This is a genomic window from Bacteroides stercorirosoris (assembly GCF_900142015.1).
GTDB lineage: Bacteria > Bacteroidota > Bacteroidia > Bacteroidales > Bacteroidaceae > Bacteroides > Bacteroides stercorirosoris.
Genome location: NZ_FQZN01000014.1, coordinates 114,943 through 136,267, shown reverse-complemented (window position 1 = coordinate 136,267; position 21,325 = coordinate 114,943). Strand labels below are relative to the sequence as shown.

The following is a 21,325-nucleotide window of genomic DNA, read 5'->3' as shown; positions in this document are numbered from 1 at the left end:
ATGAGTATTACTTTGTTTTACTTGATTTTTTGTTGAGTTATCTGTTTATCTATATAGGGACCGTTCAATACGAAAGCGAGTGCGGCAACTATGATAAAATTCGTAGGAGGCTGTCCCATTCCTTCCCCTACATATCCATTGAGCCATACACCAAAAACTCCGCAAAGAAGGGCTGCAAGAGTATGGAGGAGTTCTTGATTTCGTATGCGGAACATAATAATGTAGCAGCACCTGATTAGAACTATGGTATATATGGCTATATAAAGGATTAATCCAATAATACCTGTTTGCATCCATATCTTTACATAATATGAGTCAGGAGGGACAGTATCTTCTTTTATTAATTCTCCTTCGTCTGTTCTTGTTATTCTGGGTACCCCTCTTTCCAAACCGGTTCCCCAAGGATGTCGTACTAAGTATTCTGCAATAATTCTTCGATTCTCGACACGTACATTATATGAATCGTCTTCTGATGGGCGGAAAGCGGTTCGCATACGGCGTATCACACTATTATCGTCTCCTATATCTGTGAAAGCGAAAAAAGCAAACATTGCTGCTCCTGTTAAAACTGAGACTATCATGACTTTTATATTTTTACAGACAAGACAATATAGGACAAGCCCTCCGAAAGGAATGATAATAGCTCCACGGGTACCGGACATTAACATTCCTATCGCTCCCATCACGCCAACGCTGACATAGAAAATGGAAAGCCATCTCTCATGGGTACGGAAACCGATGATGGAATATACGATAGTAATAATACCCATGTGTGCTCCGAAATTTCCGGCATCACTAAAGATAGAAAAATAGCGGATACCACTACTTAATATGTGTGTGTACCAACTGTTTTGCATCAGCCATTCTGTTTCGGCGGCATCGAACCAGCGGAACTTTTGATACAATAACTTGAGGAAAGCGATGAACGTGAACATTCCGAACAGTATCAATCCGGCCTTGAGGGTTTTGGGAGTGTCTGCGAATAAAGATGAAACGATATAAAGCACAAATGTTCCCAATATCCAGCTACGTATCCCTAATGTGACACCCTCGGCACGAATACCGGGATTGGCAAGCTGCACCAATATAAATATCATCCATGCGATATAGCTGACAGTAAGTACATTTATAGCGTTTGATAGCTTTATATTAGATTCTTTCCGGATAACGGAGAAGAAGATAGTGATTAGCATATATACTAATAAAATGTCTAATACAACACTAAGTCCTTCTTGACGACTATAACGCATGATTGCCGTAAAGAAATAAGAATAAGTGGCATATAAAAAGAAACCGAAACGGGGAGACCGACTTCCATACACAAATATGATTACTACAAGAGGCAAACTTATAACTGCTGCCGCTATGAGTAATTTTTGGGTGATAATGGATATAACAATAGTAACTAACCCCACAGCCAATAACAGAAAAGTCAAGGCTTTGGGAGGGAGTTCGTATGTCGGATTTTGACTATTATATGCCATCAGTACTTTGTATTATATACTATTTTACTGCTGCCTTTTGCGATGTCAATCCTAATTGTGCCAATCTGCTGAAGAATGAATGAATAGGCATTTTAGGTGGCAGTTCACCGGTAAATGATTCAACCACATCGCGGTCGGCATTATTCAGATAAAGGGAGAACGGAACATTTTCCAAACATTCTTTTATCGGATATAGTGTTGTATTGTCGCTATTGCGCCACAAACGGCGGGCGTTAGCGATAAGTAGGACTGCATCGGACTTTTGAAGAACGGACAAGGGGACGGAACTTTCCTGAATAGCTGGATATTCAACCAAAATGATATCAGGAATCTGTTCAGCTTCGTTCAGTTTCCAAAAATCGGAAATTTGCTCTGCCTGTACGTAGTTCTTGCTATCACTTTCAAAGTCTATACCATGCTGTACCAAACGTACCCGAACCCCTTCCGATTTCCAGTGCTCAATGAAATACTTGGCTAAGAAAGATTTGCCTTCACCTGGATTTATACTGAGCAAACTGATGACTGCAGGTTGTCCGGGCTTCATATATTTATCTAACTTACGACAACAGTAAGCGGCAGCAATTCGGTTACATGCTTTCAAGAAACCACGGTATTTCAAATTATTGACTCCATTGAAAGCTGCAATAACAGGTAGGCCGCTCAGTCGTTTGCTTCGAAGAGGATCGCGCAAAGTACGGTCTAATATCTCAATAAGCAAGAAATAAGTTGTGATAAATATAATGCTGCCGATGAAAGCAATGAGAATATATAGTATGCGCTTACGTCCATTGTCGGTCAATGGAAAATCGGGAGGTGCTACCATTTGCAGATTGCTGGTACTCATTTCTATATTTTTCAATCGAAGATTGGCATCTGCTAGTCCCTTGAGTTGAGTACGATAGTTATCTTCCGCTATGCTAATGGCGCGTTGTTTACGGTTTACTTGGGTACCGATGGGGGACATATGGACATATTGTTCGAAAATATTGTCTTGCCGTTTTTTCAAGACCTGTAGTTCTGCTTTCGCTTTTGCTTCGTTAATGCAAGCTATCAACCACTCTTCTACCATACTTTGAATTCCAACACCTTCTTTGGAGAAGCTGAATTCATTTAGATTGTCGGATATATGGCTTATTTGATTTTCTGCCTTTTTTAAAGCTTCTCTTTCTTTTTGCAACTTCTGGTCTGTCAACTGATTTTTATCAGTTGTATAGATTTCACGTTCCATTATACTTTGGTTCAGGGTACTGACCTTATCCAACTCATTCAGAAGATTGGTGTTATTACGAATAATTTGAGCTCGAATGTCCATCTTACCCTCTAACATATCACGCAGAGCTACTGCTCCTTCATAGATACGTTCAGCTTCTTCTAAACGATCTTCTACTTCATATCGGGTACCGGCAAGTGCTTTAGTCTCTTCTGGATAGTTGATTACACGTTCGCTTACATTATAGTTCATAAGATCATCTTCTTCTTTGCTTAATGCTTCTTTGGTGAGGCGAACTTGCCTTTCAAAATATGCAATAACATCGTTAGTCGATTTAAAGCGAAGTATTTCATAAGCCTTAATTAATTCGTCTATCAGAATGCTGACTGTTTTTTGAGTGATACCAGGATCTGCCGAAGTATAAACAATGTCCAGAATATCACTGTTGCCGGCACGTTTTATACTGATTTCGTCTAAGGCCATTGCACTGTAAAATGCAACTGGACGATTAAACATGGCATATACAAAATTACTACTGCTTTCTTTGCGATATGCAGTCAAATTAGCTAATGTTTTTTCAGCATCTTTTCTGTCAATTAGACTCAATACTTCTTTCGGGGTCATTTGCAATAATTGACGATAATGTTTAGCTTGAATATATTGGTTGTCTTTCCATTCTTCTCCATAGGTGTACGAGTTTGCCAATAAACGGAGGGATACTTTTTGTAATGTTCCGCGTGCCTTGGCTATATTGATAAGATTATCAAAAGTACTATTGACTGCAGAATAGTTTATGGCTGCTCCGTCAATAGAAGTTGAGTTGGTAATGCCTGCATACAAGCTACTTTCTACTGTGTAACTATAAGGAAGAAACTGAGTGAAATAGATAACTAAGCCTGTCACAAAAAGTGTTCCCCATAATAACCAATAACGGATACGGTATAAGAATTGTGATATAAATAATATAATATCCATAGGGTCTTAATAGTCTTTAATGATTTTTACATTAGTCAACATCTCTAATAGCACAATAGAATTATGGAGGGCAACCCTGCTCTGTTCATAATTAGTTACAGCACCCGTTCGGCGTGCCCGTTCTAAAGAAAGCGTAATGATATCTATTTTTCCTTGAATAAAACTATTTTCCGATATCTTCATTTGAGCATTGTATAGTGCCGCAGTTTCTGCTTTTGCTTTAATTGTGGCCAGTTGCTCTGTTACGGCATTGTATGCTTCCAGCACTTTTAGCTTACGCTCTTCCATAACCTCATCTTGAGTATATTGTAATTGCTCTATATTATAGCGATAATTTTTTAGTTTTAACGGGCGGTTGAACAGATCGCCTAAGCCGACACTGACAGTGGCTCCTAAATTGAAAGTATGGCGTGTACCGACACTCGTTGATTGGTACCAATCAACGAGTGTTTCGCTGTTTTCGTTTAAACTGTTGAAACGACCAAATGCATAGCTACCGTTTAATTTAAAATAGTTCCACCAATTACGTTTTTCAATGCGATATTCATTTTTCTGCTGTTCAACTTGCGAACGAGCTCGTTTTACAGTAGCATTCTCTGTTACAGCATCTAAAAAAACCGATAACGGAGGCAATTCTAATTTCTCAATTTCAAGGGGGGCTTCTTTCCCTGTCTGCATCACAGTTACTGTTTCCCATCGTGCGTCCTCCATTTTTAAACGCTCTAAAGCCTTTATACGTTCTTCACGCGTCATTGTTTGCTCTTGAGCGACAATAATTGTAGGAAGAGCAAACAATCCCGAAAGAATAGCGCTCCAATAAATGAGTGTAATATATCTTTTTATCATTTTTTTATTTGCTATACATGGTTACTATTGCAATTATACATTCTCTTTTTGCACAAACGCCGTCAATGTCTTAAAGATAATCTTCATATCCAGCCAGAATGAGAAATCTCTTGCATACTTGATATCCAACTGTTTTCTCTCTTCTGCTGACATTTTACCTGCACCACCTCGCTTCTCTACTTGCCATAGTCCCGTCAAACCTGCCGGAGCCATAAAACGATCTATGTAGGCATCGCTGGTTAATAGCTCAGCTTCATAGAGTGGGAGAGGGCGATTGCCTACAATGCTCATATCCCCTTTTAAAATATTGAAAAGTTGCGGCAATTCATCAATACTGTATTTGCGGATGAATCGTCCGACACGAGTAACGCGCGGATCGTTTTCAATCTTGACGAATGTATTCTGTTTTGTTTTCTCTTTCTTTTTGATGAAATCTTCTTCAGAAATCACGAAATCATCTGAAATCAGCAAGTTTTCTTCTTCATCCGGTGTTCCGGAAAGGTCATCAAAGCGAATTTCAGGGCCTTCATCTGAATTTTCAACTTCTTCAATCTGATATTGATTAAGGGCATTCAATTCTTTCAACCGTTTGTCCGCATTAGTGTACATGGAACGAAACTTTAAGAAATTGAAAATCTGATAATTGGAGCCTACACGTTGCGACTTATAAATAACTCTTCCTTTGCTCTCTGCACGGACGGCAATAGCTGTTCCTATCAGCAATGGTGAAAGAATGATAACAGCAGTACCCGCAAAGAGAATGTCGAATGTACGTTTCCACATAGGAAGACGGAATGTATTCAATACTTTACGATGTGTTTCGCTGAATTCTTTCAGTTTACTATCCTTACGTGCCCTGAGATAAACATTCATGCGTTGAATACTTTCTTCTTCGGCATGTGGCGGAAGCGTATTGTTGACGCCTGCCTGGAGGTAAGCTTTTCGATTTTCGGGTTTTAATACTTCGGTTACGAGAGTTATATAAACCCGGGGATAACGTTTGCGTAAATAAGAAAGCTCAAAGCAGTCCGCTTCTGGAGATTCTGTTTGTTCGTAAAGGATAGATATGTTATACCGGTCACGAATACCATCAATGACTTTAGCCGCTTTCTGTGGAGAAGAGACGGCAACAAACATCCCTCCTGTAACTTTGCTCAGGTGGTCGATGATAACCCGTTTATTTCCAATATATATGTAATATAACATATGCCTTTACGTGGATTAATTACTTAATTATAGAAATTTCTTTAAACGTACTTTCAATTCCATGGGGTTGAAAGGCTTCAGAATGTAATCGACCGCGCCTTCTTCGAGCAGGCGGATACGCTCGGTAGTACTCTCTTCGCTGGAAAGCATCATGACGGGAATGTGCTTGAACAGCTCATTACTTTTGAGGTAGCGGAGAAATTCCGAACCTGTCATTTTCGGCATACGGATGTCAGATATAATCAAATCCGGCTCATTACCTTCGTGTAACCACTCAATTGCTTTCAAGGGATCTTCGCAGTATACAAAATCATACTCTTTTCCCAAATACATAGAGAGCACTTTGCCTATAGAGGCTTTATCATCTACTAATAATATCTGTTTCATTATTGTAATTTATAATATTCTATACCTGTTATTTGTTATATGATTATTCTATCTATAAACATTATTTTCGTTGGGATCGAGATGCCATTTCTCAGTATCGGGCGTGCGGTTCTGAGCCCAATCCAAAAACTTGGGGTATGCGCAATCGTCACCCTTTAGCGTACTGATGTTGATACTTTCTCTCGGATAACGGAAATTGGGCACACAAATAGCCCATGTATTGTTACCTGCTAAGTCAAGATTTTCTTTCTGTACGGTTCCTCCTTTGGTGGCGCCATAATCCCAGAATTCGTAAAGATGCACTTCCATACGTTGTTGCATACTTCTGAACTTATAAGCAATGAAGAAATCCAAATTGTCTTTAGAGATAACCGGAGACTCGTGTTGGTAGGCATTGCTCTGTTCGATCTTTATCTTGTATGTATAGGTGGGAGCTGTAGCGATACCCGTATTGACCATGGTACCGGGAGCAACGCCAAATACGCCATGTACATTTCCGAAGAGAGGAATCACCATGTCATCTTCAAAGCTGATATTGTCTAACATAGAACCGGATAGGGTGTTTTGGAATCGGTTTACATCTCCTTCGTAACTGATACTTGCAACGGCAGCTCTATCCACATTTATCAATCGCAAACCGGCTCCGATAGTCTTGGTCGCTCCGGCTGCCACGAGTGTGACATCAATGTGTGTGGTCGTTATCTTATTGTCGCGGCCACGGTCATGATTGATGGATACGTCCAAAACTACGTCGTTGAAGTCATAGTCGCCTACCAAGGGGAAGTTGTCTTCGAAGACGTAGGTATAGGGCATTAATTCGGGTTCTTCTCCCGGATCGCCTTCTCCCGGAGTATTGCCTTCACCGGTGCATCTGCCTTCGGGGATATATTTAGGAGCCTCTCCGGGTTTGCATGCAACTGCGTTACCATTTCCTTTTTTCCCGTTTCCTCCTGCAGTGCCGTTCAGGCAGCAGTACTCAAAATTCCATGTAGCGTCTCGACCTCCGCCTTCATATTCGCAGTACACATTATTGATCACATAACCTTGGGTTACTTCGCTTTGCCAGTTTCCTGTCCAGTTAGCCTGTTGTATATTATAAAGTTTCAGCAATGCATAACTGTTCGGGGCGGTTGGACCGGTGATGCTGCAATTATTGAACCATGAGTTATTCTCTACTTTGATCATAGAGTTATCGTTCAGGTTGATATAGTCTGAAGCGTGCAGGTGTTCACATTTGATGAATGCTCCTTGCCCCAATGTGATGCCATAGGAAGTCAGGTCACCGTCAACTGCGATTTTGCAACTGTTTTCCAGCAAGGGTCCCCTGTCATTTTTTTCGTCTCCTATCTGGTCGGCTTCCAGATCCCCATGGTTGACAAAGAGACTTCCGGTAGAGGGACCATATAACTTTTTAACGTCGATTTCACCATAATTGAAGAAGGTACCGCCATTATTATTGATACCGTCAATGTTGATGTCTCCGGCATTGTAGTTGGTTCCGCCATTGGAGAACTCTATCCATCCGTTGCCGGATATTTTTCCACGGGTATCCTCCGCCTCGTCATTTTCGTGTTCTTGATAAGCGGTACCCAGAACTGTGAGTGAGGCGGTATTTGTAAATTTAAGAGCCGGGGTATTTTCGCTACCGGATTTTAATTTGATTTCACCTTTGGAGGCTACTATAATTTCAAGTCCCTGGTTGATGGTCTGGGAGGAGGGAATTTCCCATTTGGCCTCCGGCGCAATAATGAGTTTGAGAGTACTGGCTGCGGGAGTAGGGGTACCTCCATGGTTGATACTGCCTTCATAGGTGGATGTTATTTTAAAAATGTTTTTATTGGCTATGTCGGTGTCCATATCTTGGCCGGTATATTCGACTGCTTTGGAAAGCATTGTCTCTATTTCTTTATCGGTGTATGGACGGGACATTGCGGATATGCTGAAATTGCCTTCACTCCTGGTGGATGGGGAAAAGGAACGTGTCAGCGTCTGGCTACCGAACGATGTGGCCAGACGGTTGTTGGTTATGGCTACGGGTTTGAATATCCTTCGACCGGCCTCGTCGGTACGCGATACATAAAGCGTGGAAAGCACAGTCGGACAATCAATTGCGGTATGGAAAGAAAATTCCTGATTGGCAGTTCCTCTTGCCAGTAAATGAGGTATGGTATCGGTAGAATAGGGGTTGTGATCGAAGATTTCTACGGTATAATCCACTCCATAATCTTCGTAGACAGAGATGTCTATCGTAACCTGCCTGGTCATTTTCCAGTCCATATCGGGATCGATGTCTTTTACCGGGAATTTATCTTCGTAAGTTGCTTTTACTTTTTCGGGATCGAATGCGTTTTTTTCACAGCCACCCAACAAGGCGCATGATAGAATCAGCGCAGTTGGCAGAATATGATTTATTTTGAACTTCCTTCCCATGACCTGTTTGTTTGTTTGTTTGTTTGGATAATAACAAAAATACGGACTATTAAGATAATAACAGCTTTTATAAGCTTTAAAAAGACAAACCGTTAGTATCTTTTAACTATATGATGGGGCATTTGAAATGATACCCTCCCATATTACTGAAAAAGCCGATGAATAAAGGTACTCATCGGCTTTTTATTTAGGGAGGCATTGAGCTATTTTTTGAATACCTGACCATTGTGATTATTGTACCAATCTTTATTTTCTTTGCCGCCACTGGTCACCCAACTGACGAAATTGGTGTATACATCTTTAACGTTTTTGTATTCTAAAGGCCATGCGAAATCTGTTGGAATAACCACACCCCATGCTAAGTTTTCAGAGCTTAGGTAATAGCGCTTTTCTTCTGCGGAAGACTTGTCATTTCCTTGTCCGAACAACTTGGTATTGCCCAAATCGGTAGGTGCATGACCTGCCACGTGCACTTCTGTACGTTTGGTCTTAGCGTCCGCTGCTCTTGATATAACAAATAAGTCAAGCAGATTGATATTGAGATCCTTAGGCTTTACAGCACCTTTCTTGAATTCTATGGATATTTCAAATTTAACGCCATTCTTATTGTTGCTATTGTTTGCAAGGGTATTGACATAACTTCTGTCGTTTTCAGAATTGCCTATAAAGCGATGTGCGTCATTGCAAATGATAACTACGGGATTGCTTTGATTGGATTCAAAGTTTATCGGAGTGGCATTGCTTGTTACGCCTTCTACAATGCCTTTCAGTTCTACAACATTGGAAGCTGTAAATCCCAGGAATTGAATACCGACACCGAGTTTCTTACTTGCGCCTACAGCTTGTAGGGTTCCATTGAGTGTGTATACTCCTACAGAGCCGTCTTCATGCTGGGCAAAAGTTACTTTGTCTATAGTGGTTACGATGTCGTTCAAATCAAAGTCACCGTAAGTAGGCCAATTGTCTTCGAATGCAAAAGTATAGTTGGTTGCATCTTCAACGATGATCGGAAATTCCGGATCGCTTGGGTCACCGCCTTCATTGCCACCATTGATAATACCGCTACAAGATTCGATGGAATGTTTGGATTCATCATAGCCGGTCGTGGCGCATGTGACATCAAGTTGCCATGAGGGATAATTTTCTGCATATTTCCCTTCAAATACCAGATTACCGCTGATGCTGGTTTTGCCACGGCTATTTAATGTGAATTGGCGGGCTTTTATCATGGATATGTCACCTTGTTCGCCTACAATGCTGTTGGGGGAGTTGCCTAGGGTGAAATTGTCGGTTTTAATGATCGAACTGTTTTTCATCTTGACATTAACCTTTTGATTGCAGGTGATGTTCGGAACAGGAAGCCATTCGTTCGTTGTTTTACTCCAGTCACTTGTAATAGAACCATTGTCCAAAATCAAATTCACGAAAGTAAATTCATTTCTGATGATAAATGCGCAACTATTATATATCTCACCTACTGCTGTATTATAGAAATCAGTAAGTTGGATAAGGCCATCATTATAAACTGAAGCGCCATTATTCCATGTCGTTCCTGCCAAAGTGGCTTGATAATGATTGATGAAACTTGCCGTACCTGTATTGTTGTTGGTTGCAAGTGTTCCGTTGAATTTGACATCACCATAGTTGAATATCTGACTACCGTTGATCAGGATATCTTCGCAATCTTCTATGTATGATTTGTTTAGGATGGTGGTGTTTACAAACTCTAGTTTATTTGCGCTCAATACACCGTAGTTAAATACTTGAGCATTATTGAAGCGAGCGGTTTCAGTAACTTTGATATTTCCGTTTTCGCCAATATATATTTCCGGTGCTCCTCCTTCATTTACTAAAACGTTTGTTGCATCAATGGAACCATAAACTTTAGTTGAACATCCTAAATTGAAGGTGCCACCTTTTGATTCAATGCTTCCTCCGCTCTGAATAGTAAGGGTGTTTTGGGGTTCGATTGTGAAATCGCTTGTACCAATTATTTTACCGCCATTCATGATATAAATATCAAGCCTGGAGGTTAGTTTTTTACCAGAGGCGGATAAATCCCATACTCCCTGAACGAATACGGTTGCTCTGCCGTTATCTCCGTAAACTCTTAAAATATCTTTAAAAGGAGCGTCTTCTGTATATTCCGTTCCGATAATGAATTTAGCTCCGGCGTTTAATGCTCCCGGATTATACTGGACATAGCCGTCTGAAACAGCGGGTACTTCAGGTATTATCTTTGTTTCATCATAAAGAGGCTTGAGGTCTTCGCTGTCCTTATGAGCCGGTTCCACAAAACCTGCTCGTTTAGCAGCTTCGAATGCTGAACCTGTATTTCCTGTGGCTTTTGTATCAACTCCGGTATAGTACAACTTGCAATCCATTGAACCGCCATTTTCCGGAACTGCACGTGCGTAAACTTCTTTTCGTTGCTTCGGGTCTGTCTGACGAATGTATAGTTTTTCAATGGTTGTAGGTACATTGATTTCTGCAATGTAACTTGCATTCTTGTTTGCTACACCTGCTGCAATAGGAGTTGCGTCTTCATCATGCAATGGATTGGTGGCAAATACTTCAATCAAGTACTTATACTGACCATTGAAATCATCTTTTACCTCAACATTGAGCTTTACGGGGCTAATCATGGTCCAGCCAAAGCCATCCGGGGCTGCAAAGCCTTCCCCAAAAGGATTTTCTGCTGGTGGTGTCTGCGGTTCCTTACTGGGATCGTACACATCATCCGCACAACTGGCTAAGAACATGGTACTTACCACGGCAGCCATTACTGATAATCGGTTAATTAGTTTCATACTTGATAGAGTAATATGTATTGGATTATTGTCTATTTTCCATTATTAACTGTCGAAAATGTACATTTCTTGCATATTCTCGCCACAAAGGTAATGATAAATTTGATATAATAACACAAAAGTTGATTTTTTGTTTCAGTATAATGCTTTATTTGCTAAAAATGAGTATGATATACGCAAATTGGGAACTTGTAAAATCTGTCCAGCGGTTTTCTCGGATATGCAAAACGAAACGGGATTATAGCCAACAGAAGATTTTTGTTGCTATACCCCGTTGATTTTAGACTAAATATTTTGAAAATTTACTATTTCGTGATTTCTCCCGCAAGATCGGAATTCATGCGGTAGCGGATTTCGGCTTGGTTAAGTCCATGTCCGAGGAGGAACATGAGTTTGGTTACTGCACATTCGGGTGTGCTGTCATAACCGCTGACGACGCCTGCCTGAAGAAGATGCAGCCCGGTTTCGTAGCGTTCCATTTCGACTGCTCCGCGCTGGCACTGGGTGATGTTTACAATAATGATGCCACGTTCGGTAGCTTCTTTCAGCTGGCGGATAAACCATTCTTTTTGAGGAGCATTGCCGGAACCGAAGGTTTTGAGCACAACGGCTTTCAGGCCGGGGACGTGGAGGACTGAATTGATGATGCTCTCCTGAATGCCGGGGAAAAGGGTGAGCATGACGACATTGGTGTCGAACAGATAGTGGGGTTTCATAGGACGCGCAGGGTCGGGACGGCGAATGATGTGGGCATCATATTTGATGTGGATGCCTGCATGTGCCAGCGAGGGATAATTGAAAGAGCGGAATGCGTTGAAGTTTTCGGCATTTATCTTGGTGGTGCGGTTTCCGCGCATTAGCTCGTTCTCGAAAAAGATACATACTTCGGGAACTACGGGAGCGCCGTCCGGATTCTTGGCGGCAGCGATTTCGATGGAGGTGATAAGGTTTTCTTTTCCGTCGGTACGCAGGGTGCCGATGGGGAGTTGTGAGCCTGTGAGAATGACGGGTTTGGCAAGATTCTCAAGCATGAAGCTAAGGGCGGAGGCTGTGTAGGCCATGGTGTCGGTTCCGTGAAGGATGACGAAGCCGTCGAAGTAGTCGTAGTTGTAATTGATTATCTTTACGATTTTCGCCCAGAGGGAGGGCTCCATGTCGGAGGAATCAATAGGGGGATCGAATTGGTAGGAGGAGATGCGGTAGTTGAAACGTTTCAGTTCGGGGACATGCTTGAGGAGGTGGTCGAAATTAAAGTTTTCGAGTGCGCCGGTCTCAGGATTTTCTATCATACCAATGGTGCCACCGGTATAAATCAGCAATACGGATGGATAGTCGTTTTTCATAAACATAACCGGAGTTTGATTGTTTTGGGCGCAAAGATAGTGAAAAAATGATATTTGCGCGAATTAGGGTTGGCTACTTCATCTCATTTATCATTCTTATTATGATTTCGTATAGTTGAGGGAGGTCTTCTTTACAGATTCTAAAAATTTCATCAGCATCTACATCAAAATAATGATGTACGATAATGTCGCGAATACCCATTACGTTTTTCCAGGGTATTTCAGGATATTTCACTAATAATTCTTTATTGGTAATTTTATCGAGATTTTTTATGCTTTCTCCTATTGCTGTAAGTTTCATGCAGATACTGTCAAGTTTCATCATGCCGGTATCACTTAATAGGAAATCATCTGTAGAGTGTATGTCTGAACACCTTTTCTCTATTTGTTCCAAAGAACTGCGAATTAACTCTAATGTATGAAGAGCAATTAATGTATCAAACATAAATTCCCTCCTTTAATATTTTTTCGCGTAAAAGGGTGTCCATTTTGTCACGCAAACGTACTATATCAACTGGACAACCTAATAGTTCTTCTAATTCTTGCTTAATTCCGGATAGAGCAAAAAAACCGCGTAGTTGTCCTTCAACATATATGTCGACATCGCTTGTTTCTGTTTGTTCGTTTCGGGCAACAGAGCCAAATATGCCCATACGGGAAATACCGTATTTATCAGCATTTCTCTGCATGTAGTCACGTAGTAATGAAATGTATTCAGTAACTGTTTTCATTGGATCTTTGCTTTAATGTATACAAATATAGGGATTTAAATTGAAACTATATATAAGTCCGTATAAAAGTTTGCCAAAGGAAGAAAGGGATGAAGTATAAGGTATGCGACTAAGATGCACTATTACCTGTTTGAATTCGTTGCAGGCGTTTTTATACCTTATACTAAATCCCTTTCTTCCTCCCTATCTCAACCCTTCTTTCAGTTGTGTAATTGCCTTTTCCGCATCTCCTTCGTATTCATTCAGCAGGGTGACGAAGCGGCTGCCGATGATGGCGCCGGAGGAGTTGGCGCAAGCGGCGTCGAAAGTCTGTTTGTTGCTGATGCCGAAGCCGACCATGCGGGGATTGCGCAGATGCATATCTTGTATTTTCTTGAAGTAGGCTTGCTTCTGGGCATCAAAATCCTTTTGGGCACCGGTAGTGGCGGCACTGGATACCATATAGATGAAGCCATCGGTGTGCTCGTCGATTTCGCGGACACGGGTTTCGCTGGTCTCGGGGGTGATGAGCATGATGACGCGGATGTCGTAGCGGTCGGCGATGGGTTTATAAGTTTCTTCGTAATCCTTGAAAGGGAGATCGGGGATGATGACACCATCGATGCCACATTCCACGCATTTCCGGCAGAAGGATTCGAAGCCGAACTGCATGATGGGGTTAAGATAGCCCATGAAGACAAGGGGGATGTGTACGTCATTGCGGATATCGCGCAGCTGCTCGAAAAGCAGGCGCAGGGACATACCGTTGCGGAGAGCCTGGGTAGCGGCATTTTGAATGACAATGCCGTCAGCCATCGGGTCGCTGAAGGGAATGCCGATTTCAATCATGTGGACGTCGTTGCGTTCGAGGGTACGGATGACGTTAGCGGTGCCTTCCAAAGTGGGACAACCGGCACAGAAGTAGATGGACAGCAGGTTCTTGGGACTGTCCTGGAAAAGCTTATTTATACGATTCATGTTGACGATTTATAATTTATAATTTGTTGCAGGGGCTTTGCCCAGCTCTTTCAGAAAACGTTCTATCCGTTCCACATCCTTGATGCCCGGGGAGGTCTCGAAACGGCTGTTGATGTCGATGCCGGCGAGGCGGGGGTGGTGAAACTCTTTCAGCGCCTTGACGCTGTAAGGGTTGATGCCACCGCTGAGCAGGAAAGGGGTGGAACCGGTGTAGCGTTGCAGAATGTTCCAGTCGAACTGCTGTCCGGAACCACCATAACGGGCGGTGCGGGTATCGAACAGGTAATAGTCGCAAAAGCCTTCGTAGTCGGAAACGGCGAGAAGGTCTTTGGGAAGGGCTATCGAGAACGCCTTGATAATCCGGAAACCGTTGGAGTGGAGGGTACGGCAGTATTCGGGCGATTCGTCACCGTGCAACTGGATGTAGTCCAGGCCGAAACGGTCGGCATACATCAGGATATTCTCTTTGGTCTCGTTGACGAATACGCCGACACGCTTGGCAAGGGTAGGCAGATATCTGGGAATCTGGTACAGATATCTGGGAGACTTGGGGTAGAAGATGAAACCAATCATGTCTACGCCTAATACATCTACATTGCGGATATTGTCAGCTTCGGTCATTCCGCATACTTTGATAATTGTATTCATGGGGCTGTGTACACTTAGAATTCACGAATATATGAAATTATGTGTAAATTTCCAAACTTATATTTCGCGAATGAGTTCTTTTAAGGTATTTCCGGGGTTTTCGGTACGCATGAAAGTTTCTCCCATAAGGAAACCTCGGAAGCCGGCAGAACGCAATTTCCGGATGGTTTCGGGACTGGAAATTCCACTTTCGGAAACGAGTAGCGGAGGTGTCTCGAAATCAATTTCCGCAATGGTCTGCTTCAGCTCTTCTGCAATGCGGAAGGAATTCTCTACGTCGGTGACGAAGCTGCCGAGGTGCCGGTTGTTGACACCGACCATATCCGTCTCCTTATATATATAGGAGAGTTCGGAAGGAGCGTGTACTTCGAGTAGGACTTCAAGGCCCAATTCGTGTGCCTGGAAGGTTAGCGCACGACATTCGTCGGGTGTGAGGCAGGCAGCGATGAGGAGCACTGCGTCGGCACCTACGATGCGGGCTTGCAGAAGCTGGTATTCGTCGATGATGAAGTCCTTGCGCAGGATGGGGATGTTGACGAGGGGGCGCACGGTGCGGATGTCACGTAGAGTACCGCCAAAGAATTTCTCGTCCGTTAGGATGGAAAGGGCGGAGGCACCGGCGGTTTCGTAAGCCGGAGGAATGAGGCCGGCCTGCGCGGTTTCTTTAATCCAGCCTTTGGAAGGAGAACGGCGTTTGAACTCGGCGATGATGCCGGAGGCGGAGGAGGCAAGGGATTGCTTCATACTGCGGTGCCGGAGGGTGCCTCCGATTAGGGCGGCGGCATCTTCTTGAAGTACAGCGGCAGCCTGCTCCTGCAATTGGCTGAGAGAGACGGCCTGTTTCTGCTGTGCTATTTCAATTCGCTTGTGGGCGATGATTTCAGATAAAATATCTTTCATAAATTGGAATTTATGGGTTCTTACTGATTGATTTCTATAAACTTCTTCAACGCCTTCAGCGCCCGTCCACTCTCCAGCGATTGGCGAGCGATAGCAATGCACTCTTCGATTTCCTTTTCTGGTTCCATTACCTGGATGCCGAAGGCGGCGTTGACAATGACACATTGCGTTTGGGCACGTGTGGCACGGTTGTTAAGGATATTATCAAAGATGCGGGCGGCGTCTTCCTTACACGCCCCACCGAAAAGTTCTTCGGGCTGTGCGGCATTGAAACCGAGAGCTTGCGGACGGTAGATGCGCTCGTAATTGCGTGTCATAACCTTGAATTCATCCGTGAGGGAGATTTCATCGTAACTGTCGAGGCTGTTGACTACTGCGAAGTCGATGCCGAGTTTGTAGAAGACGTTGGTGTAAAGACGCATCTGGGCGAGGTCGGCAACCCCCAACAGCTGATAGGCGGGTTTACAGGGATTGACGAGCGGACCGAGAAGATTGAACAGGGTGCGCACTCCCAGAGCCTTGCGTACAGGGCCGACAAACTTCATTGCCGGGTTGAAAAGTTGGGCATGAAGGTAGGCGATGTTGCACTCGTCCATACTGCGTTTCAGTTTGTCGGGGTCGTTGGTGAAACGGACGCCGTGTTGCTCGATGACGTTGCTCGCCCCACTGACGGAGGTGGCGCCGTAGTTGCCATGTTTGGCAACTTTGTAACCGGCTCCGGCTACGACAAAACAGGCGCAGGTGGAGATATTGAAAGTATTTTTCCCATCGCCGCCTGTACCAACGATGTCAATGGGACGGTAAGGCGCGAAGTCGATGGGAACACGAGTCTCCATAAGGGCTTCGCGGAAGCCGGTTAGTTCATCTACGGTGATGCTACGCATTTGAAACACAGTTAGTAATGCTGCTATCTGAGCCTCGGAATACTTCTCCCGGGTAATATTGAGGAGGATTTGCTTGGTTTCCTCTGAAGTGAGCTCTTCGTGATTGAAGAGCCGGGTTAATATATCTTTCATAACTTCAATTTTTATTATTTGGAAATCCAGTTTTTCAAGATCGTTTTTCCGTCGGGAGTCAGTACCGATTCCGGATGGAACTGGATGCCGTGAATATCGAACGTCCGGTGTTTCAGTGCCATGATCTGGCCTTCCGGACTGATGGCGGTGATGGCAAGTTCTTCGGGAAAATTCCCGGTATCGACTACCCAGGAGTGGTAACGGCCGACAGGAATTTCAGCGGGAAGGCCGGAAAAAAGGTAATCGGGCTCTATAGGTATTGCTGGCGCTGCGGGAGCGGGCGAATGATTATTAGCCCCTGCGGGAGACACATATACCTTTGTTTGTACGCCATGGAATACTTCACTCAGGTTGGTCAGCTTGCCGCCGAAAACCTGGCCGATGGCTTGTTCGCCGAGGCAGACACCGAGTATGGGCTTGCGTCCGGCATAGGTGCGGATGACATCGAGAAGCAATCCTGCCTCTTCGGGAATACCCGGACCGGGGGAAAGGATGATTTTATCGTATGCTTCAAGGTCTTCGAGGGCGAAGCAGTCGTTGCGCAGAACATCTACTTCTGCACCGAGTTCTTTCACCAGATGGGCAAGATTGTAGGTGAAAGAGTCGTAGTTATCTATGATTACGATCATGGGATTTATGATTTATAATTTATGGTTCTCACATTTTCTCTGCCATTACAATCGCCTTTTTCAGCGCTCCCAGTTTATTGTTGACTTCCTGCAGCTCGTATTCTTCGTTGCTCTTGGCTACGATGCCGCCGCCTGCCTGGAACCAAAGCACTCCGTTGCGGCTGACGAAAGTACGGATGGTGATGGCTTGATTCAGAGAACCGTTCAGACCGATGAAGCCGATGCAACCGCCGTAGGCGCCACGGTTGTGTGGTTCCAGTTCGCTGATGAGCTGCATGGCACGAACTTTTGGGGCGCCGCTCAGAGTGCCGGCGGGGAAGGTGTCGATAAAAGCTTTGATGGGTTTGGCATCATCGTTCAGTGTACCGCTGACACGGCTGACGAGGTGGATAACGTGGCTGTAATACTGCATCTCCTTGTAGAAATCCACTTTTACATCGTGGCAGTTGCGCGAAAGGTCGTTTCGGGCGAGGTCGACGAGCATGACGTGTTCAGCGTTTTCTTTGGGATCATCGTGCAGATATTGGGCATTCCTGGCATCCTGCTCTGGGTCTCCGGTACGCTTGGTGGTGCCGGCAATGGGGTCGATGTAGGCATGACGGCCTTCGATGCGGCAGTGAGTTTCGGGGGACGAACCGAAGATGCGGAAACCGCCGAAGTCGAAGTAAAACAGGTAAGGCGAGGGGTTGATGCTGCGCAGGGCACGATAGAGTTTGAAGTCGTCGCCTACGAAGCGTTGTTCGAAGCGGCGGGAGAGGACAATCTGGAAAACGTCTCCACGCAGACAGTGGGAAATGCCCTGACGGATATTTGCCTTGTGCTGTTCGTCGGTCAGTGAGGAGGTGGTTTCGCCGACGGCACGGAAGTCGTAGGCGGTATAGTTGCGGTTGTGGATGGCTTTTTGTACGGTGTCCAGTTCGCTCTCTTCACCGGGGGCAAGCATTTCGAGAAGCACCATTTCGTTTTTGAAATCGTTGAAGACGATAAGGTACTGATAGAGGATGTAGAGCATATCCGGTGCATCATTGGTGGTTTCGCGGCTGTCCTTCACAGGGATGTCTTCGAAATAGCGCACGGCATTGAAAGAGGTGTAGCCATAAAGACCGCAATAATTGGCGTATTCACCTTCGACGTGGAAGCGGCTGAGGAAATCTTCTAAAGCATTCTCTACGCGGTATTCGTGTGTGACGGGATGTTCTTCGCGAGTGCCGTCGGGCAGACGGAAGATGGCCGTCCCGTGGTCGATGCTGACGCTTGCCAGCGGACAAAGGCCGATGAAGGAACGGTTGTTTTCACTGCCGTGATAGTCCGAACTCTCCATGAGGGCGCTTTGAGGGAACACGTCACGGACTTTAAGATAGGTACTTACGGGAGTGTGAAGATCCCCGAGAATGGTACGGCTGTGGGTTTGGTAGTTGTATGTATTCATAACGCTTTAATTATTAATTAATTCCAGATACGTCTCTATGTCCTTGTCTCCGCGTCCGGAAACGGTCAGGACAACGACGTCTTTGGGCTTGAAGGTTAGTTTTTCGAGGGCACCGAGGGCATGGGCGCTTTCCAGGGCGGGAATGATACCTTCCAGTTTCGTGAGCTCATAGGCTGCACGGATAGCTTCATCGTCATTCACGGCAAGCACGATGGCACGTTTTTGTACGGCGAGGTTGGCGTGCATGGGACCGATGCCTGGATAGTCCAGTCCGGCGGAGATGGAATAAGGTTCTTCAATCTGGCCGTCTTCGTTCTGGATGACGTAGGTGCGGGCGCCGTGGATGATACCCATTTTGCCGAGGGCGATGGTGGCTGCGGTCATTCCGGTGTCTATTCCTTTTCCTCCGGCTTCGGCAAGGACGATTTGTACGCGGGAGTCGTCGATGTAATGGTAAATGGTTCCGGCAGCGTTGCTTCCACCGCCTACACAGGCAATGAGATAGTCGGGACAGTCACGGCCTTCTTTCTCCATGAGTTGCTTTTTGATTTCTTCGCTGATGACGGATTGCAGGCGGGCTACCATATCGGGATAAGGGTGCGGGCCGACTGTGGAACCTATAATGTAGTAGGTATCAGCGGGATGACAACACCAGTCGCGGATGGCTTCGTTGGTAGCATCTTTCAGTGTCATATTGCCGGAGGTGACAGGGATAACGGTTGCACCGAGCATTTTCATCTTTTCTACGTTGATGTGCTGGCGTTCTACGTCCGTCTTGCCCATGTAGACGATGCACTCCATATTCATCAGGGCGCAGACGGTGGCGGTGGCTACACCGTGTTGTCCGGCACCGGTTTCGGCGATGATGCGGTGTTTGCCCATGCGGCGTGCCAGGAGGATTTGGCCGATGGTGTTGTTGATTTTGTGGGCGCCTGTGTGGTTCAGGTCTTCACGTTTGAGGTAGAGTTTGCAGCCGTACTTCTCGGAGAGGCGGCGGGCGTAATAGAGTGGGGAGGGGCGGCCTACGTAGTCACGCAGCAGTTGGTCGAACTCTTGCTTGAAATCTTCGCTTTGCAGTACTTTGAGGTAGGTGTTCTGCAGCTCTTCTACACACTTGTGGAGTATTTCGGGAACATATGCTCCGCCGAATTCTCCGTAATAACCATCTTGATTTACTAAAAAACTCATAATCCTATTTTTTATTTAATTGTTTACGATTTACTGTTTATCTCAAAACCGGATAAAAGAAAAGAGCCCTGTCGCAGGTTGCGACAGGGCTCTTTCTTATTCTATATTATGTTCACATATATACATACGAGCGCTGCTCCCTTACGACTGTCGGAGTTGTAACGGGCGCCACCACCAATATGTATTTACGAGCATTGTTTTCATTGTCTTTTTGTTTTAACTGGGGGCAAATGTAATCACTTTGTTTTAAATACCAAAGAATTTCTTGCTTTTTTTCTTTCTAAGAACAATTTTCTTATAAACTTGTTCTATAAGGGTATTAAAAACAACCATTACTCATATAAAAAAGAAAGGATGAACTATGAAACGGAAACATTTAGTCGCCATTGGCGTATCGATTGCTATTCTCTTGTTGCTTTACTGGCTATTGGTGGCCGAAGATATGAACGCCTGGCTGAACGTTAATTGATTTTTCGTGACTTTCTTGTGGAGTTGTGCGGATAAAAATGTATCTTCGCAAAAAATCATAAGCTCATGAAAGGAATAAGTAACTCATTTTTACGCACGATATGTGCGCTGGTAATCGGTCTGGTATTGGTGATGTTTCCCAATGAAGCGGGCGATTACTTTGTTATAACGATTGGTGTCGTATTCTTGATACCGTCGCTCTTAAGTATTATCGGATATTTCGCCATGAGTGCGGAGGAAAGGCGCCGTTTGCCTATTGAGGGGATCGGTAGCTTGTTGTTCGGTCTTTGGCTGGTGATTATGCCCGGTTTCTTTGCTGATTTGCTGACGTTTGTATTAGGATTTATCCTGGTGCTGGGAGGTGTACAACAGATTGCGTCGTTGTCGGCAGCCCGCCGTTGGATGCCGGTTCGTGCAGGATTTTATGTCATTCCGGTACTCATTCTGATTGCAGGGCTGGTAGCCTTGTTCAATCCGACAGGGGTGCGCTCGACAGCGTTCATTATTATCGGTGTCACCAGCATAATTTATGCAGTTTCAGAGTTAGTGAACTGGTTTACGTTCACGCGTAAACGTCCGAAGATGCCGACTGCACCGAAGGATAGGGATATTGAGGATGCGGAAATTATAGAAGATAAATGATAGTTTAGCGGCTTTGCCGCTAAAAA

General features: G+C 44.5%; 18 protein-coding genes. 1 reads left to right on the top strand and 17 read right to left on the bottom strand.

Annotation, left to right across the window (positions count from 1 at the left end):
- Positions 1 to 17: 17 nt before the first annotated feature.
- From BUC01_RS12190 to trpB, 17 genes are all read right to left on the bottom strand, one after another.
- Positions 18 to 1,484 (bottom strand): O-antigen ligase family protein, encoded by a 1,467-nt coding sequence (locus BUC01_RS12190; protein ID WP_034524498.1) that lies wholly within the window; start codon positions 1,482 to 1,484, stop codon positions 18 to 20.
- Between the two features lie 19 nt (positions 1,485 to 1,503).
- The gene (locus BUC01_RS12185) at positions 1,504 to 3,669 is read right to left on the bottom strand and encodes a GumC family protein (protein ID WP_073313817.1); all 2,166 of its coding nucleotides are present in this window, start codon (positions 3,667 to 3,669) and stop codon (positions 1,504 to 1,506) included.
- A gap of 6 nt (positions 3,670 to 3,675) precedes the next feature.
- On the bottom strand, positions 3,676 to 4,515 hold the full coding sequence (locus BUC01_RS12180) for a TolC family protein (protein ID WP_025833261.1): 840 nt from the start codon (positions 4,513 to 4,515) through the stop codon (positions 3,676 to 3,678).
- Positions 4,516 to 4,548: 33 nt separating this feature from the next.
- Complete coding sequence (locus BUC01_RS12175) at positions 4,549 to 5,721, bottom strand: sugar transferase (RefSeq protein WP_025833262.1); 1,173 nt, start codon at positions 5,719 to 5,721, stop codon at positions 4,549 to 4,551.
- 27 nt (positions 5,722 to 5,748) lie between these two features.
- Positions 5,749 to 6,108 carry a response regulator gene (locus BUC01_RS12170; protein WP_034524499.1) on the bottom strand — a complete coding sequence of 120 codons (360 nt, stop codon included), beginning with the start codon at positions 6,106 to 6,108 and terminating at the stop codon, positions 5,749 to 5,751.
- A 48-nt stretch (positions 6,109 to 6,156) separates the two neighbouring features.
- The gene (locus tag BUC01_RS12165) at positions 6,157 to 8,538 is read right to left on the bottom strand and encodes an LruC domain-containing protein (protein WP_073313815.1); all 2,382 of its coding nucleotides are present in this window, start codon (positions 8,536 to 8,538) and stop codon (positions 6,157 to 6,159) included.
- A 203-nt stretch (positions 8,539 to 8,741) separates the two neighbouring features.
- Positions 8,742 to 11,300, bottom strand: a complete 2,559-nt coding sequence (locus tag BUC01_RS12160; protein WP_217653893.1) for an LruC domain-containing protein — start codon at positions 11,298 to 11,300, stop codon at positions 8,742 to 8,744.
- Positions 11,301 to 11,653: 353 nt separating this feature from the next.
- Positions 11,654 to 12,691: an asparaginase gene (locus tag BUC01_RS12155; protein ID WP_025833266.1), complete on the bottom strand. Its 1,038-nt coding sequence runs from the start codon at positions 12,689 to 12,691 to the stop codon at positions 11,654 to 11,656.
- Positions 12,692 to 12,764: 73 nt separating this feature from the next.
- Complete coding sequence (locus BUC01_RS12150; protein WP_025833268.1) at positions 12,765 to 13,136, bottom strand: HepT-like ribonuclease domain-containing protein; 372 nt, start codon at positions 13,134 to 13,136, stop codon at positions 12,765 to 12,767.
- Complete coding sequence (locus BUC01_RS12145; protein ID WP_073313813.1) at positions 13,129 to 13,422, bottom strand: nucleotidyltransferase family protein; 294 nt, start codon at positions 13,420 to 13,422, stop codon at positions 13,129 to 13,131. The genes BUC01_RS12150 and BUC01_RS12145 overlap by 8 nt, the downstream gene beginning before the upstream one ends.
- 183 nt (positions 13,423 to 13,605) lie before the next feature.
- Entirely contained in the window at positions 13,606 to 14,379 is a 774-nt protein-coding gene (gene trpA, locus BUC01_RS12140; RefSeq protein ID WP_025833270.1) for a tryptophan synthase subunit alpha, read from the bottom strand.
- Positions 14,380 to 14,388: 9 nt separating this feature from the next.
- Complete coding sequence (locus tag BUC01_RS12135; protein ID WP_025833272.1) at positions 14,389 to 15,027, bottom strand: phosphoribosylanthranilate isomerase; 639 nt, start codon at positions 15,025 to 15,027, stop codon at positions 14,389 to 14,391.
- A 57-nt stretch (positions 15,028 to 15,084) separates the two neighbouring features.
- Positions 15,085 to 15,927 carry an indole-3-glycerol phosphate synthase TrpC gene (trpC, locus tag BUC01_RS12130; protein ID WP_025833275.1) on the bottom strand — a complete coding sequence of 281 codons (843 nt, stop codon included), beginning with the start codon at positions 15,925 to 15,927 and terminating at the stop codon, positions 15,085 to 15,087.
- A gap of 20 nt (positions 15,928 to 15,947) precedes the next feature.
- A complete protein-coding gene (gene trpD / locus BUC01_RS12125; protein ID WP_073313811.1) occupies positions 15,948 to 16,943 on the bottom strand; it encodes an anthranilate phosphoribosyltransferase in 996 nt (331 codons plus the stop codon).
- 14 nt (positions 16,944 to 16,957) lie between these two features.
- A complete protein-coding gene (locus tag BUC01_RS12120) occupies positions 16,958 to 17,572 on the bottom strand; it encodes an anthranilate synthase component II (protein WP_025833277.1) in 615 nt (204 codons plus the stop codon).
- Between the two features lie 28 nt (positions 17,573 to 17,600).
- On the bottom strand, positions 17,601 to 19,001 hold the full coding sequence (locus BUC01_RS12115; RefSeq protein ID WP_073313809.1) for an anthranilate synthase component I family protein: 1,401 nt from the start codon (positions 18,999 to 19,001) through the stop codon (positions 17,601 to 17,603).
- Between the two features lie 6 nt (positions 19,002 to 19,007).
- Positions 19,008 to 20,192, bottom strand: a complete 1,185-nt coding sequence (gene trpB / locus BUC01_RS12110; protein WP_025833279.1) for a tryptophan synthase subunit beta — start codon at positions 20,190 to 20,192, stop codon at positions 19,008 to 19,010.
- Positions 20,193 to 20,723: 531 nt separating this feature from the next.
- On the opposite strand from trpB, the gene BUC01_RS12100 reads away from it, so the two are divergent.
- Complete coding sequence (locus BUC01_RS12100; RefSeq protein ID WP_025833281.1) at positions 20,724 to 21,299, top strand: HdeD family acid-resistance protein; 576 nt, start codon at positions 20,724 to 20,726, stop codon at positions 21,297 to 21,299.
- Positions 21,300 to 21,325: the final 26 nt, after the last annotated feature.

What these genes read in the sequence shown, in the direction of transcription:
- BUC01_RS12190 (WP_034524498.1), bottom strand. Translation starts at nt 1,484, where the DNA reads ATGGCATATAATAGTCAAAATCCGACATACGAACTCCCTCCCAAAGCC.
- BUC01_RS12185 (WP_073313817.1), bottom strand. Translation starts at nt 3,669, where the DNA reads ATGGATATTATATTATTTATATCACAATTCTTATACCGTATCCGTTAT.
- BUC01_RS12180 (WP_025833261.1), bottom strand. Translation starts at nt 4,515, where the DNA reads ATGATAAAAAGATATATTACACTCATTTATTGGAGCGCTATTCTTTCG.
- BUC01_RS12175 (WP_025833262.1), bottom strand. Translation starts at nt 5,721, where the DNA reads ATGTTATATTACATATATATTGGAAATAAACGGGTTATCATCGACCAC.
- BUC01_RS12170 (WP_034524499.1), bottom strand. Translation starts at nt 6,108, where the DNA reads ATGAAACAGATATTATTAGTAGATGATAAAGCCTCTATAGGCAAAGTG.
- BUC01_RS12165 (WP_073313815.1), bottom strand. Translation starts at nt 8,538, where the DNA reads ATGGGAAGGAAGTTCAAAATAAATCATATTCTGCCAACTGCGCTGATT.
- BUC01_RS12160 (WP_217653893.1), bottom strand. Translation starts at nt 11,300, where the DNA reads ATGTTCTTAGCCAGTTGTGCGGATGATGTGTACGATCCCAGTAAGGAA.
- BUC01_RS12155 (WP_025833266.1), bottom strand. Translation starts at nt 12,691, where the DNA reads ATGAAAAACGACTATCCATCCGTATTGCTGATTTATACCGGTGGCACC.
- BUC01_RS12150 (WP_025833268.1), bottom strand. Translation starts at nt 13,136, where the DNA reads ATGTTTGATACATTAATTGCTCTTCATACATTAGAGTTAATTCGCAGT.
- BUC01_RS12145 (WP_073313813.1), bottom strand. Translation starts at nt 13,422, where the DNA reads ATGAAAACAGTTACTGAATACATTTCATTACTACGTGACTACATGCAG.
- trpA (WP_025833270.1), bottom strand. Translation starts at nt 14,379, where the DNA reads ATGAATCGTATAAATAAGCTTTTCCAGGACAGTCCCAAGAACCTGCTG.
- BUC01_RS12135 (WP_025833272.1), bottom strand. Translation starts at nt 15,027, where the DNA reads ATGAATACAATTATCAAAGTATGCGGAATGACCGAAGCTGACAATATC.
- trpC (WP_025833275.1), bottom strand. Translation starts at nt 15,927, where the DNA reads ATGAAAGATATTTTATCTGAAATCATCGCCCACAAGCGAATTGAAATA.
- trpD (WP_073313811.1), bottom strand. Translation starts at nt 16,943, where the DNA reads ATGAAAGATATATTAACCCGGCTCTTCAATCACGAAGAGCTCACTTCA.
- BUC01_RS12120 (WP_025833277.1), bottom strand. Translation starts at nt 17,572, where the DNA reads ATGATCGTAATCATAGATAACTACGACTCTTTCACCTACAATCTTGCC.
- BUC01_RS12115 (WP_073313809.1), bottom strand. Translation starts at nt 19,001, where the DNA reads ATGAATACATACAACTACCAAACCCACAGCCGTACCATTCTCGGGGAT.
- BUC01_RS12100 (WP_025833281.1), top strand. Translation starts at nt 20,724, where the DNA reads ATGAAAGGAATAAGTAACTCATTTTTACGCACGATATGTGCGCTGGTA.